Raw genomic sequence first — 12,730 nt, 5'->3', positions numbered from 1 at the left:
ACCTGAAGGGGGCGTTCCGTATGAAGTTAGAGAGTATCCGCACCTTTTTATCTACGCTTCTCGAATACCGCGGTGTGCGCATCACCCAGACCTTCAATTCCGATGACGGCAAAACGCTTATCGTTCAGTGTGAACCAAACAGCGGGGGATTGGTCATTCGCGATATGTCTAACGGCATGATGTGGGAGTACACGACGCTCGATGAAGCGACGCAGTTCATAGACAGCTATTTGCACCCAGAGACACCTAAAGTCAACGCCTGAACAGTATTGTTCAGGCTTTTTTTTGAGCTAATAAAGGGAACAAGACAGGAAAGGAAGACGTGCCATGAAAAGACTAATAAGCTTACTGATGCTGGCTATGCTGGTACTTGCAGCTTGCGGTAACGACGAATACGAAACGATTGCCATTGAAGATGTGGCGGCGAAGCAAGAAGCGGGCTACACAGTGCTTGATGTGCGAGAGACCTATGAATACGAAGAGGCGCATATCGCCGGGGCACAGAACAAACCGCTCAGCACGCTTCGGGAAGAAGAATTTTCCGGCTTGTCGGCAGACCAACCGTATGTGGTCATTTGCCAATCCGGCAACCGCTCCAAGGAAGCAAGCGCGATTTTACATGAAGCCGGATACGAGCTGGTGAATGTATCGGAAGGCATGTCGTCCTGGAAAGGCGATGTGGAGTAAGGGCTGCCAATAGGCGGCTCTTTTTTTTATAGGTGGGTAAATTTGTCGATTTGCAGAGGGGCTGGAAACTTTGTGTAATTGAAATCCTGCTGTAAATTCAAGAGTATTTTTGTAGTGATTTCAAGTGTTAACTTGCACCTGAAATCACGTCGCTCACTCCTAAACCTTCCAGTAATGTAGGTGTTAGGTTTGCCTTACAGGAAACACCTCCTTAATTCTTTCCTATAAACGATCGTTTCCTCTCATTAAGATCTGAAAAACGTCCGTAAGAGTGTACGCAAATTGGCGAACGTTCGTAAAGTATTTTGATACGTTTACGAACGTTCTTTTCGCCTATTTTTAGTTGTTTACAAAGCGTTCGGGAAAGTGTACTTTTACGAACGGTTTTATATTGAAAAAATTCAGAATTCCATACAGTGGTAATTATTGGTATAATCGAAATAATTCGAAAGGAGAGAGGGAAAGTTGGAATACCCTATTAAGAAGGCACAACTCATTGATTTTGAGAGACTTCAACCATTGCACAAAGAGGTTCACAATCTACATGTAAATAGAAGACCTGATATTTATAAAAATACAAATTAGATATTGGATCCTTCATACTTTGAGAAACTTATCAAAAGTGATGAAGGAGTGATTTATATTATTGAAGATGGCGATGAGATTATTGGATTTACCATCCTAAGAATCAATGAAACTCCAGATCGAACTACAGCTGTAAAAAGAAAGTATCTCTTTATGGAAGATTTAGGAGTGAGAAAAGAATATAGAGGAAAAGGACTGGGCAAGTGGTTGTATCAAAAAGCAATTGAATTTGCTAGAGAGAACGAGGCAACGAGCCTAGAGCTTGGAGTGTGGGAGTTTAATGAAGAGGCTATTAAATTCTACAAATCAATGGGAATGAAAAACCAAGCGAGAAAGATGGGAATTCAAATTGACTAATAGCAAATTAGTCAATGGAAAACTATATTTTGGTACTAGTTAAGATGCTGAAACGAATGTAACTTAAGTGCAGAAAAGTTACATTCAAATCTATGAAAAGCAATCAAGGAGCGTAGATGAAATGGCTAAAAAAAAGAAGAAAATCAAAAAAGAGAAAGAGATATTTTACGATTTCGATCCATATTTTTCTAAGAAAGCAAAAATGGAAATCAAAATCGATGAAGTTGGCGTTTCATTTGTCGGAAATTCGGAAGGATACCTTTCACTGTCAAGGTTCTTTAGCTATTTAGCAGAGGTCCATACGTCGATTCGAGAAGAATCTCCTCAACCAGAAGGAACAAATACGGTACAAGGATATGGAGCTTACCATTTCAAAGACTACGTGAGGGAAGAAAAAATTCAACAAGGGGACTACACCTTTAATCCTGGACCCATTAGCAACTTGGAAACCGATGATCATGAACAGGATGTTTTGTTTTGGTTGTCGGATGTAACGGGGCCAGCTTTTTGGCAAGAAGATGGAGATGCGAAAAAGAAAGAAAAATAATACGCTTTGATAGCAATAGAGAACAATGGGATCTGAATGTAACTTAATGTGAATTAAGTTACATTCACTATTCTTTTTCTATAGTCTTCACGAAGCTGTTAAAAGTCGGGATCTTGAGGTGTTTCGGACGTTCATTTCTTTTGGAAAAGTGTTATAATTTAAAGTAAATTAATAAATAATTTTATTTTAAAGTTAGGAGTGAGAATAATGGGTGCTACTACGCCGAAAAAAAGAGAGTCCGAACATGGACTGAAACCAGGAAAGAAAGCAAAAAGACGGGTACGCGTTTCGCAGCAACGACAATTGAGCATCCCCAAAGATTTTTACCTGGCTCTTGGACTTACCGATGAAGCCATAATGGAATTTACGGGGACCGAAATTATCATCCGGCCTGCCACATTCGAAGAAGTCGATTTTTCCGCAGATATTTTACAGGACTTAATCGCTCAAGGTTTTTCGGGACAAGAGTTGTTGCAAGAATTCAAGAAAATCAAAGCAGACATTCCAGTAGCTTTGCAAGCATTGGAACAGGAAACGATGGCACAACCTGTTATTCAGGGCAGTTTAGACAACTATCTAGACGCTCTGGAGGATGATGAAGAGGATGAATGAAGATTTGTTGCCTGTTCGGCTCAGCAAACGAGCTGGAAAAGAGTTAAAAAAGATCAAGAAGTCCGACCAAGTCCTCTATCGGAAAATGGACGAAGCCATCACGAGTATTCGTAAGGATCCAGCCATTGGCGAAGCGAAAAAAGGAGATTTAAAAGGCTATTCCTGCTTGGACCTTCATCACAGAGGCACCAATTATGAGCTGTGTTATGCTCTACGAGAAAATGAAGAGGGCGAACTGGTTCTAATTGTTTTGCTGGGAACGCGCGAAAATTTTTATGTGGAATTGAAACGATATCTAGGCAACTGATAAAAGCCATCCTAAGCGAAGGATGGCTTTTTGTTGAATTAAATACAGCTAAAAAATGAAATTTCGAATGTAACTTAATTGCTATTAAGTTACATTCAGATCTCCTATCCCAGTGAATTGATCAGAAAGCGAAGAGAAATTGACCTTGTTAGAAAAAATGATACATTCAAAAGACTATTCTATACAGTTTCGATATTACAGTGGTGATATACATATAATTACATAACAAGAATTAATCTAGGCTTCTCTATGCTTGGCCACAACTTCACTTTGGAGGTTTACAATGATCAGATCCCCAGAAATAAATAAAATAATAAGAAAAACATTGTCACCTGTATTGAAAGAAAGTGGATTTACAAAAGTGAATACTAGGCATAACTGGGCTTGGATTGGTAATTCTATATGGGTGTTGGATATCACAGCGGTCGGGAAATATTTTTCAGATGTAACCGGTTGGCCAGCGATGTCTATCCATGTCGAATTAGGAATCTATTATGATTTCATACCTGCCATTGATGAATATCTGAAGATAGATGGACAAGGGAAATTCTTGCCCAAAGCATATCAATGCCATTTGCAATGTGAATTGCTTTCTAATCTTGATCAATCAGAGTATTTGTCTAGTTTAGATAATCCTGTAGAACAAACCCGGAAGGATCTTTGGTGGATAGAGCCGGATGGTTCGAACATGGAAAAGGTTGTTGAAAATATCAAACAGTCTTTTTTGAATGAGGGGTATAACTGGCTAAAAGAAAATACAGAAATAGAGAGTGCATTTATAAAAATTGAAAAAGAGCGCGATGGTTGGAATAAATTTTACAAAGCCAAGTACTTTGCAAAACACTTAAACGAGCAGTCAAAGTTTAAACTGTATACTCATCTTTTCGAGCAAGAGTAAGAAAGAATAAAATAGCATGTTGCGACAATAGTTGATGATGAGTAGAAGTTATGAACAGAAAAGTTTCATTCATATCATTAATGCTAAAGTCTATGTAAAAGAGATTCTAATGAAAACTTAGTTTACATATTAGAACTTATCAGAAGTTGGCATAGCTTTGTATAAGAACCCCCAAACACCTTGTCTTGACAGGGTGTTTGGGGGTCCGTCTATTGTCTGCGAAGTAACACTTAAAGTGACAAATTTTACTGCCCCGAAAGTTTGTGGAGGGTAAGCTGTCATTCCATTTAATTGTAATAAAAGTGAATCATTTCAAGAATAGAGCCGTATAATAGTTATCAGATTTTTGTACTTGGGTTCATTTCAACGAAATGGAGGAATGGTGATGGCAGACAAGCTAGGTCGCTGCAGGATTTTATTATTATATGGAGTGTTGGGGCTTTTGCTTAGCGCGATAGTGGTGGGCTGTTCGACTGAAGGTGGCGCGGGGGATGATGAAATTGCTGAAACAGCTGAAATAGTGGAGCCAGATGATGAAATGGATAAAAGCGAAGAAGCGATTCGAGCGGTTATTACTCAGGAGTTCAATGGGCCGGATGAAACCTATAGGGATTTGTGGAACGTCATGGCGGATAAACAACCGGTGGAGCCGAGCGAAGAAGAGTATAGCGCTTTTCTAGAATCTGCTGAGTATACAGACTTAATGGATTATATGGAAGAAAGTTATGCACAGTATTTTACCGAAAACGGCTATGACAATTTTTCCAGAAGCGGAGCATTCAATTATAGTTTCAGCGATCGCACATATCAACTGAGCACTTCGGACATTGATATCGTGCAAAGCGATAACGGGGAAACGCTTTACAGTTTTACGTTCGAAGTATGGCATGAGCCAGCAGAAGGCGAAGCGGCAGCCTACGGATTCGAAGGCAGGGCGATTGTTCCCGAAGAAGGCAGAATCGGAGAAATCGAATTTGACGATCAAGACCAGCTAATCGAAGAAATCAGATAGCGGGAATTTTGAAACGCAGCCAATAGCAGCTGCGTTTTTTGTGTTCGAATTAGTTTTCAAAACTGCCGTTTCGTACTTGATAACTTGAGAAACAATGGAATCAATAATGAAGCAAGCGTTACATAAAGCAAAAAGAAAAGGATAAGAATTGCCCAACCCGCTTCCATGTAAATACGGACGTAATTAAATACCAGAACAAAAGGGACGAGGAATAGCATATAGCTCCAGAAATTCGATTTACCTGATGCGTATTGAACAGTGTGGCAATTTCGACATTCTTGTTTGCCTTTGAGGTTGAGTTTGAACATGTCCTTCCAGTTCCATTGATATCCGCAATTTTGGCAGTGAGGCATAAAATTCATCCTTTCTGGCAAGCATAGATGCATTGATTTTAAAGATAGGTGGAAGCAGTCAATTATTTGACCGTTTTGCCGAAGCGTATTTGGTGTTCGATAGTTTATATAGAAATGGAGCGAATGATAGAGCAAGAGGCATGTAAATCACAAAAGCGAGAATGAAAAATGGCCAAGCGATTTCGTAATAAGGCCGAAGCATGGTCATCGGCATAACAAAGCCCAGGGTAATTAAAAAGGTAATCCAGAAGCTTGATCCAGCTGATATGTACTGCCTTTTGTGGCAATTCGAGCATTCCTTTTTGCCTTTCACGCTGAGCATTATAACTTCTTTCCAACTCCATTTAAATCCACAGTTCTGGCAACGAGGCATAGCATTCACCCTTTCTCATCCGCTGGGTAGTCGGCAGCTTTGGTTTGTTTTGGCCCGTTGTGCAGCTTGATGGTATAGGGCGAGAAAATTATGGCCAGTAAGCTCAAGATGACAAAAAACAGGATATAAGCCAAATCAGGAATCTCTAGATAAGCCCACGCAAGAGGCGCGATAAACATGAAGATAAGCATAGGGATGTATAGTTTACGGCTTAAACCAGGTGGAGCGTACTGCATTGTATTGCACGTTGCGCATTTTCGTTTCTTTTGAAATCCGATTTTCATGAGGTTTATCCAGCTCCATTTTGTCCCGCAATTTTCGCAATGAGGCATTAGTTTGCTCCTTTCCATTCCAAATTGTCCTTAGTTAAGTATTGTATACCCTGGATTTCAGAAGTAATCCAAATTTATGGGAATAATATAAGGAATCTTCCCTGTAGGTGAATATCGGCAGCTGTAAAATCAAAACCGTCCATCCTGTTCAATCCATAAACAGATATTCCTTCCTATATGTGCAGCAAGTCCTTGCTATTACATGACAATATTCTTAGAATAAAGGTATAAGTTGTAAATGGAGAGGGTGCGGGGGATGAAGTTGAATATGGAACAGCGGCGCATAGTGGAACTTGAGCCGAGCGGACCGATGTTGGTAAAAGGAGTAGCTGGATCGGGCAAGACGACGGTGGCGATTCGGCGCATTCATTTTTTGATGGATCATTATTGCCACGAGGAAGACGACCAGATTTTATTGGTGACTTACAATAAGACCTTGCTCAATTACATAAAATTTCAATACGAGCGTTTGGCGGATGCGGCAGCTGGCGAAGCAGAGCGATTGTTTGCGGCGAATGCGGAAGTGAAAATCTCGACGATCGATTCGCTTATGTATGGGCAGTTCATGAAATATTTGCAGCGCGCAAAACGCAAGCTGTCCATTGCGCCGGCTGACAAGGAATGGCAAGTGCTGACGAAGGCAATCCACGAAGTAAAGAAATCCTATCCGGACGTGAAGTTGTTGACGCCGAAAAACCAAAAGTTCCTGAAAGATGAGGCCGAGTGGATTACTTCGTGTGCGATGACCGATATCGAGACTTATCAATCGGTGGACCGCGTCGGGCGCGCTTCTGGAAATAGCGGGACGCCTCAGAAACTATTGAAGAATTCGCCGACCCGTGAAGCCGTTTTTGAAGTGGCGAGATTGTACCGCGAGTTTTTGGAACAAGACGGACTGGTCTCATTCAAGCAAATGAATGAACTGGCGCTGTCGGAAGTCAGGCGTTCAAATGGCAGCAAGTATACCCACATCATCATCGATGAAAGCCAGGACCTGACGCGTGTTCAACTGGAATTCTTGAAGGAACTGTACAAGGAAAAAGACCATTCGTCCTTGATGTTCGTGGCGGACAATACACAAAGCATCTACCCGGATTCCTGGCTTGGCAAAGGCCGTCCGTACACGACGATTGGCTATGATATGAGCGGGAAATCGCGCACCTTGAGTAAAAACTATCGGACGACGACAGAGATTTCGCAAGCTGCGTTCGATTTGATCAAAGCTGATGAAACAATTCAATCGAACGTCGATTTCGTCAAACCGGCATTGATCGACCGCCATGGCCATCCGCCGATTTACCATTTCTTCATGCAGCCTGAACAGCAAGTGGCCTTTCTGGCACAAGAAATCGATAGACTTAAAGGCGATTACCGTTTGTCGGAAATGTGCATCGTCGCGCGCAGCAAGCGCTCAGTCGAAAGCGCAGCTGTGGATCTAGCCGCACAAGGCATTCCGTGTGAGATTCTGCAGACCAATGAGCCGGATTTCGAATCGGATAAAGTAAAGCTCGTGACAATGCATTCGATCAAAGGGCTGGAATTCAAAGTCATTTTCCTCATTGATTTGAATCAAGGCGTCATTCCAATGGAGCTTTACGAGGATGCGGAAGACCAGAAGACCATTGATTCAGATGAACGCAAGCTATTGTATGTCGGCATGACACGTGCGAACGAGTTATTGTACATGTCGTCGGTCAAAAAGCCATCAAAATTCATCAAGGAAATCGACCGCAAGCATTTGCGCATGCGAAAAGATGCTTCGCTACGGCCGTTCGAGTCGATCAGCATGACCCATTACCAATTGGCTGATCAATTGGTTGACTTGCATTCAAAAGAAGAGTTGACCCGCCAGTGGCTTCTCCGTGAACTCCACGAAACTTATGGCTACCCTTACGAACTAATGCAGCTCGAATACCCGGTCCAGCAGTTTTCGAAAAAAGGCTATTGTGACATCGCTGTTGAAATCCATGCAGACGGGGAAGTGCGGCCGTATATCATCGCCGAAGTGAAACGGTTCGGAACGGGGATCGATGATGCGGTAACCCAATTGAAGAGTTATTTGGAAGCAGACGGCCGGGCGTTTTACGGCATTGCAACGGACGGCTTGTCGGTCAAGATCATCGACCGCCGCGGCGAAGAAGTGCAGGACCTGCCAAAATGCCAAGCGCGTTTTTTGCCGGATACGAAGCAGCGCAGTCTGTATAAAAACTTGAAAAATGGGCGTGATTACGAATACGCCCAAGAACCTGGAGCGGACATCGAAGTGAGAGAAGCCGGAGAAGAGGCGTTAATCCTAGTGCACGAATTGGCGGAAGTGCCATTGATTGGAGCCGTTGCGGCGGGTATTCCTGCGCTTGCTGCCGAGAATTATGAGACGGCGCACAGCTTGCCGCGCGACTGGCTTGTGTCGCCAAAAGACAGCTTTTTGCTGACGGTGACCGGCGACAGCATGATCAACGCGGGCATCGATAAAGGCGATATGGTCGTCGTTCATCAACAAAATACAGCATCAAACGGCGACATCGTCATCGCGGTCATCGACGGCGAAGCGACGATGAAAAAGTATATGCCAATGGGCAGTGAAATCTTGCTCGTCGCGGAAAATCCCGAATTCGAACCGATCATGATGCGCAGCGAAGATGTGTACATCAACGGCCGGGTCATTGGGGTAATGAAGAAATAACAGCCATAAAAAAACAGCCCGCGGGCTGTTTTTAAATACGTTTTTTCGTATTCGATAATCTATAAAAGAATGGCCCCATAAGTGTACTAAGCGTCATAATAAAGGCGAATGCAGTCATTGCCAGAGGCCAGCTAAAACCGAAAGTGGAAGTAAGATAGGAAAACAGGAGTACATAAGGTACGACAAGTAAAAATGCCCAGAAGAGATTCCGGCCGCTTTTGACGTATTGGTCTTTCCCGCAATTTGCGCAAGGCATCTGTCCTTTGAAGGCAATTTTGATCATATCATTCCAACGCCATTTAACTCCGCAATTTTGGCAATGAGGCATGAAGGCACTCCTTTCGAGTGAGGAACCTTGTTTTCTTCTCATCATACTATGGTTTTGGATGATTGGATGTCTGTTCCAAAAATTTTTTATCCAGTTTTAATTCGGGACATCGTTTTTTCAGCTCTTCGATAAACAGGGTCTGCTCCTCAGGCGAAATCTTCACCGTCCCGAACATGGTCTTATTATTAATCAATTCCAGTGCATCGCGTGAAGCCAATAGGCGATAGCCTGCGAACACATTGCGTGTCGGAGAAACTTTCAACATGCTGTGGTATGGGATTCGGCTTCTGAAAGGACCGGCCTTTACCAGCAGGTGACTCTCCAAAAAGACGTACCGGATAGAAAATGTGACCCACAGGAGGAGCGCGGTCGTCACGGCAAAAGTTAGCGTAACAATAATCAAATCCAAAAGCGGCACGCCCTCGAATAATAAGGGAACGAATGAAGCTGCAGCGATGAGTAGAATAGCCACTAACGTGCAACGTATATAAAACGAATCGATTTTTGAACGAAAGACCATAGTTCTTCACCTCCACTTATATACGGTCAAAAACGCCAGAAGCTTCATTTTTGTGCTCTTTTTCTAAAGATAAAACCTCAAGCTAAGCTTAGAAAGAAGAAAGGGGAGAGGAAATGCTGAAGAAAAATTCAAAAATCGCCTTGGCAATTTTTGTCGTCATTTCGTTCAAAGACTATCTTTCACAAGGTGAAATCCTGTGGGGAGATAGCTTGTTATATGCCGCTATCATATTTGTGGTTTATTTAATTATGGACTGGACGAAAGAACCCTATGACTGGAGTAAGCACAAACGCTAAGCAATTGTACACCTCCTCCTGTTCGAATCAAAGTCCCGAATCCTATCCATCTCAACTCAAATATCTCCCACAAGGAAAAAGTTCGATCCTCTAGCAGGAAGCGATTCCCCCACTAGCCGGCAACTATTTATAGATGCTGATTTCACGGGACACACCTGCATGAATGAATTGTCCAAGCTGCCCAAGCGTCAAGGGTGAGCCGACGCAGAAAGACAGGCGTTCTTCCTGGCTTTCTGCTAAAGGCCAACCCAAAGCTGGGCAGTGGCTACTAATTCGAAACCTCAAAAGAATACCGAAACAATTCCACAAACAAAATCTGCCGTCCTCTAGCAGGAAGCGATTCCCCCACTAGCTGGCAACTATTTATAGATACTGATTTCACGGAACACGCCTGCATGAATGAATTGTCCAAGCTGCCCAAGCGTCAAGGGTGAGCCGACTCAGAAAGACAGGCGTTCTTCCTGGCTTTCTGCTAAAGGCCAACCCAAAGCTGGGCAGCGATTACTCATTCGAAACCTCAAAAGAATACCGAAACAATTCCACTTACACCAATCCACTACCAAACACTATAACTGCAACCAGTCCCACAAAACTGGAACAACAAAACGACAATCTCCCTTATACCCTGTCTGGATTTCCACAATCCACACGGGGCATTTTCTCGTTTTTTTAACATTTCCTTAACCTTCTATCATTAGGCTGAAAGAAGACAGCCAGGAAAAGAGGGAGAGGCATATGAAACACGTCAAAATCGGGATAGGGATCGTCTTGCTCACAACTATAGGCGGAGCAAGCATCTTCTCGCATGAAGTGCTCGCAGCGGAAACGGAATACCGTGAATTGATCCAGTTTACGGAAGGCGTCAAAGCGAGCGAACTTTCCATTGTGAATAAACAAATCATAGCGGTGCTCGAAAGCCTGTTACAAGCGCAGGCGATTGTCAGTTATAACGCGGAAGGCAAGGAATTATGGCGCAAGGAGCTGGCGTCGGCCCAGTATGCAATTGGCGACCGAGAGTTTGTCGTGGTTTCCGGGCAACAAGTTTCGGTGCACAATCTGTCAGATGGCAAAGAAAAGGCATCGTTTGCACTTGCGGACGGCTTTCGCATGAGTGCTTCCGGAACAAACATTGCGCTCGAGTCAGGGCATGTGCTGATCACCGGCAATCTCGGCGCTCGTTTACTCGTCTACAAACTCGACGGCACACCAGTTGCAGATATAGCAGGTGGCGATTTACGCCAGGTGGCCATTTCGAGCGGGCATTTGATGTATTTCGACGGATCGTCGCTCCACGGCCGTGCATTGTCAGGAGGAAAAGAATGGCAATCGCCGGGTGTGGTGGAACCGTATGCGGTATCGGGCAGTATCCTCTACTATATCAAAGCACCGAATGCAGAAGTTGAAGTGCCGACCTTAATTGCGCGTTCACTGAATGCTGAAAAGGTCTTGTACGAAAAAGCTTTGCCGGCTTCTGAAGAAGTGCGGCTCGCCGGAACTGATGAAGACGGCGCGATTGTGGAATTTGTCGATTCCGGTGAATGGGCATTTTTAAACGCCAGGGGAGGCGAACGATTGCGCCAGCCGGTTCGCTCCGCTTCTTTTCGTGCGCTCGAAAATCGTTACCGGCCGGTGATGACAGAATCCACCTTGAGCCACCAGCAAAAAAATGGCCGCCGTTTACTGTTGCTTCAAGAACAAGGCACGAGTGCATTCGGCAACCCGTATCACCTGGGTGACTTGAACGTCATGGCTCTGTCCGGAGGGTTCCATAAAGTGCTGGAACATTCCATAGAAGCAGCAGAACTGTCGCCTTCTGGCGGTGCTGCGGTGCTCGGCGGCGGTAAGCTTAAATTCTACGATGCCCGGGGCAATCAAGTGGCGCAGGAAAAAGTTCCGTTAGGCAGTGAACTTCTCGCTTCCGTGAACGATACGATGTATGTCTATGGCGGCAGCGGCATTGCGGCATATACGGGTGAACCGGAAGCGAAAGCGCAAGCCGTGACAAGCGTCAGCGGTTCAGACGGCTACGAGACAGCGGCGTTGCTGTCGGCAGCGGTATGGGAGTCTGCAGAGACGGTCGTGCTCGCGACTGGTGAAAATTTTGCAGATGCACTGTCCGGTGCTCCTCTCGCTTATCAGGTAGGGGGACCGTTATTGTTCACCGAAAAAGGCCGTTTGAATCCATCCACTCAAGCCGAAATCGAACGCCTTGGTGCCACAAAGGCCATCATCCTTGGCAGTGAACCGGTCATTTCGGATGCGCAATTGAACGCTTTGTCTTTGATGGGCGTTGAATCGGAACGAATTGGAGGTGCGAATCGTTATGAAACGGCGGCACTCGTCTCTGAACGTATCGATTCGGAAGGGGCCGTCGTGGCAGATGGTGCCACCTTCAAAGACGTCTCACTGGCTTCGGTTTTTGCGGCACAACATCAATATCCGATCTTGCTGTCACAAGGCAATCGCATGCCCCGCGAGACAACGGAGGCGACGAGGGGGCGCAGTGAAATTGTCTTGGCGGCTGACCACTTGTCAATCGAAGCACGTACGAAAGAAGAAGATGCGAAGCGCCGTGTAGCGGTCTTGGCGCCGGCCTCGAATTTTACGGACGCTTTATCAGCGGCGACTGCAGCTGCAAGACGCAACGGCTCGCTGTATTTGGTAGACACAAAAGGTTTGACGAAAGAACTGAAAGCGCAATTGGCGCAGTATGAATCGTTTCTACTCGTCGACTCGGAAGGTCAGTTTGATGCAGGAATGATTCGGTCACTCGAAGCGCTTGTCGATTGAAGAGGCTAGGTTATAATGAAAGCATCACAATAATGAAAAGGATTTGGCAG

The 12,730-nt window shown here is 44.5% G+C and carries 16 protein-coding genes; 11 read left to right on the top strand and 5 right to left on the bottom strand.

The features are described from left to right. The first annotated feature begins 20 nt into the window (after positions 1-20). The 8 genes from AY633_RS03770 (at position 21) to AY633_RS03735 (ending at position 5,005) form a co-directional block, all read left to right on the top strand. Positions 21-263, top strand: a complete 243-nt coding sequence (locus AY633_RS03770) for a hypothetical protein (RefSeq protein WP_068486620.1) — start codon at positions 21-23, stop codon at positions 261-263. Positions 264-327: 64 nt separating this feature from the next. Then, positions 328-687 carry a rhodanese-like domain-containing protein gene (locus AY633_RS03765; RefSeq protein WP_068486618.1) on the top strand — a complete coding sequence of 120 codons (360 nt, stop codon included), beginning with the start codon at positions 328-330 and terminating at the stop codon, positions 685-687. Positions 688-1,275: 588 nt separating this feature from the next. Beyond that, positions 1,276-1,629, top strand: coding sequence for a GNAT family N-acetyltransferase (locus AY633_RS03760; RefSeq protein WP_068486616.1), 354 nt, complete (start codon positions 1,276-1,278; stop codon positions 1,627-1,629). Between the two features lie 121 nt (positions 1,630-1,750). Then, a complete protein-coding gene (locus AY633_RS03755; protein ID WP_253183153.1) occupies positions 1,751-2,176 on the top strand; it encodes a hypothetical protein in 426 nt (141 codons plus the stop codon). A 207-nt stretch (positions 2,177-2,383) separates the two neighbouring features. Further along, positions 2,384-2,788 carry an AbrB/MazE/SpoVT family DNA-binding domain-containing protein gene (locus AY633_RS03750; protein ID WP_068486614.1) on the top strand — a complete coding sequence of 135 codons (405 nt, stop codon included), beginning with the start codon at positions 2,384-2,386 and terminating at the stop codon, positions 2,786-2,788. Then, the gene (locus AY633_RS03745) at positions 2,781-3,095 is read left to right on the top strand and encodes a type II toxin-antitoxin system RelE/ParE family toxin (RefSeq protein ID WP_068486612.1); all 315 of its coding nucleotides are present in this window, start codon (positions 2,781-2,783) and stop codon (positions 3,093-3,095) included. Before AY633_RS03750 ends, AY633_RS03745 begins: the two co-directional genes overlap by 8 nt. A gap of 283 nt (positions 3,096-3,378) precedes the next feature. Continuing rightward, entirely contained in the window at positions 3,379-3,993 is a 615-nt protein-coding gene (locus AY633_RS03740) for a hypothetical protein (RefSeq protein ID WP_068486610.1), read from the top strand. 385 nt (positions 3,994-4,378) lie between these two features. After that, complete coding sequence (locus AY633_RS03735) at positions 4,379-5,005, top strand: hypothetical protein (RefSeq protein ID WP_068486608.1); 627 nt, start codon at positions 4,379-4,381, stop codon at positions 5,003-5,005. Positions 5,006-5,061: 56 nt separating this feature from the next. On the opposite strand, the gene AY633_RS16890 is transcribed toward AY633_RS03735, so the two are convergent. From AY633_RS16890 to AY633_RS03720, 3 genes are read right to left on the bottom strand one after another with little or no spacing between them, the layout of a single operon-like run. Then, positions 5,062-5,358 carry a TIGR04104 family putative zinc finger protein gene (locus AY633_RS16890; protein ID WP_068486607.1) on the bottom strand — a complete coding sequence of 99 codons (297 nt, stop codon included), beginning with the start codon at positions 5,356-5,358 and terminating at the stop codon, positions 5,062-5,064. 58 nt (positions 5,359-5,416) lie between these two features. Then, a complete protein-coding gene (locus AY633_RS16885) occupies positions 5,417-5,731 on the bottom strand; it encodes a TIGR04104 family putative zinc finger protein (protein ID WP_068486605.1) in 315 nt (104 codons plus the stop codon). Between the two features lie 5 nt (positions 5,732-5,736). After that, positions 5,737-6,063, bottom strand: coding sequence for a TIGR04104 family putative zinc finger protein (locus AY633_RS03720; protein ID WP_068486603.1), 327 nt, complete (start codon positions 6,061-6,063; stop codon positions 5,737-5,739). Positions 6,064-6,319: 256 nt separating this feature from the next. Between AY633_RS03720 and lexA the strand changes: the two genes are divergently transcribed. After that, positions 6,320-8,746 carry a transcriptional repressor LexA gene (gene lexA / locus AY633_RS03715; protein ID WP_068486601.1) on the top strand — a complete coding sequence of 809 codons (2,427 nt, stop codon included), beginning with the start codon at positions 6,320-6,322 and terminating at the stop codon, positions 8,744-8,746. Between the two features lie 31 nt (positions 8,747-8,777). Here the strand turns inward: lexA and AY633_RS16880 are convergent, their stop codons facing one another. Continuing rightward, on the bottom strand, positions 8,778-9,074 hold the full coding sequence (locus AY633_RS16880; RefSeq protein ID WP_068486599.1) for a TIGR04104 family putative zinc finger protein: 297 nt from the start codon (positions 9,072-9,074) through the stop codon (positions 8,778-8,780). Between the two features lie 46 nt (positions 9,075-9,120). Further along, complete coding sequence (locus AY633_RS03705) at positions 9,121-9,594, bottom strand: PH domain-containing protein (RefSeq protein ID WP_068486597.1); 474 nt, start codon at positions 9,592-9,594, stop codon at positions 9,121-9,123. A 113-nt stretch (positions 9,595-9,707) separates the two neighbouring features. On the opposite strand from AY633_RS03705, the gene AY633_RS03700 reads away from it, so the two are divergent. Further along, the gene (locus tag AY633_RS03700; protein WP_068486596.1) at positions 9,708-9,890 is read left to right on the top strand and encodes a hypothetical protein; all 183 of its coding nucleotides are present in this window, start codon (positions 9,708-9,710) and stop codon (positions 9,888-9,890) included. 735 nt (positions 9,891-10,625) lie between these two features. After that, positions 10,626-12,680, top strand: coding sequence for a cell wall-binding repeat-containing protein (locus tag AY633_RS03695; RefSeq protein WP_068486593.1), 2,055 nt, complete (start codon positions 10,626-10,628; stop codon positions 12,678-12,680). The last annotated feature ends 50 nt before the right edge of the window (positions 12,681-12,730 follow it).

Source organism: Planococcus maritimus, from assembly GCF_001592825.1.
GTDB lineage: Bacteria > Bacillota > Bacilli > Bacillales_A > Planococcaceae > Planococcus > Planococcus maritimus_C.
Note: the sequence above shows the minus strand (reverse complement) of the source record. Positions and strands in the feature narration are given on the sequence as shown.

Coding starts and splice junctions, on each gene's coding strand:
- AY633_RS03770 (WP_068486620.1), top strand. CDS start 21: ATGAAGTTAGAGAGTATCCGCACCTTTTTATCTACGCTTCTCGAATAC.
- AY633_RS03765 (WP_068486618.1), top strand. CDS start 328: ATGAAAAGACTAATAAGCTTACTGATGCTGGCTATGCTGGTACTTGCA.
- AY633_RS03755 (WP_253183153.1), top strand. CDS start 1,751: ATGGCTAAAAAAAAGAAGAAAATCAAAAAAGAGAAAGAGATATTTTAC.
- AY633_RS03750 (WP_068486614.1), top strand. CDS start 2,384: ATGGGTGCTACTACGCCGAAAAAAAGAGAGTCCGAACATGGACTGAAA.
- AY633_RS03745 (WP_068486612.1), top strand. CDS start 2,781: ATGAATGAAGATTTGTTGCCTGTTCGGCTCAGCAAACGAGCTGGAAAA.
- AY633_RS03740 (WP_068486610.1), top strand. CDS start 3,379: ATGATCAGATCCCCAGAAATAAATAAAATAATAAGAAAAACATTGTCA.
- AY633_RS03735 (WP_068486608.1), top strand. CDS start 4,379: ATGGCAGACAAGCTAGGTCGCTGCAGGATTTTATTATTATATGGAGTG.
- AY633_RS16890 (WP_068486607.1), bottom strand. CDS start 5,358: ATGCCTCACTGCCAAAATTGCGGATATCAATGGAACTGGAAGGACATG.
- AY633_RS16885 (WP_068486605.1), bottom strand. CDS start 5,731: ATGCCTCGTTGCCAGAACTGTGGATTTAAATGGAGTTGGAAAGAAGTT.
- AY633_RS03720 (WP_068486603.1), bottom strand. CDS start 6,063: ATGCCTCATTGCGAAAATTGCGGGACAAAATGGAGCTGGATAAACCTC.
- lexA (WP_068486601.1), top strand. CDS start 6,320: ATGAAGTTGAATATGGAACAGCGGCGCATAGTGGAACTTGAGCCGAGC.
- AY633_RS16880 (WP_068486599.1), bottom strand. CDS start 9,074: ATGCCTCATTGCCAAAATTGCGGAGTTAAATGGCGTTGGAATGATATG.
- AY633_RS03705 (WP_068486597.1), bottom strand. CDS start 9,594: ATGGTCTTTCGTTCAAAAATCGATTCGTTTTATATACGTTGCACGTTA.
- AY633_RS03700 (WP_068486596.1), top strand. CDS start 9,708: ATGCTGAAGAAAAATTCAAAAATCGCCTTGGCAATTTTTGTCGTCATT.
- AY633_RS03695 (WP_068486593.1), top strand. CDS start 10,626: ATGAAACACGTCAAAATCGGGATAGGGATCGTCTTGCTCACAACTATA.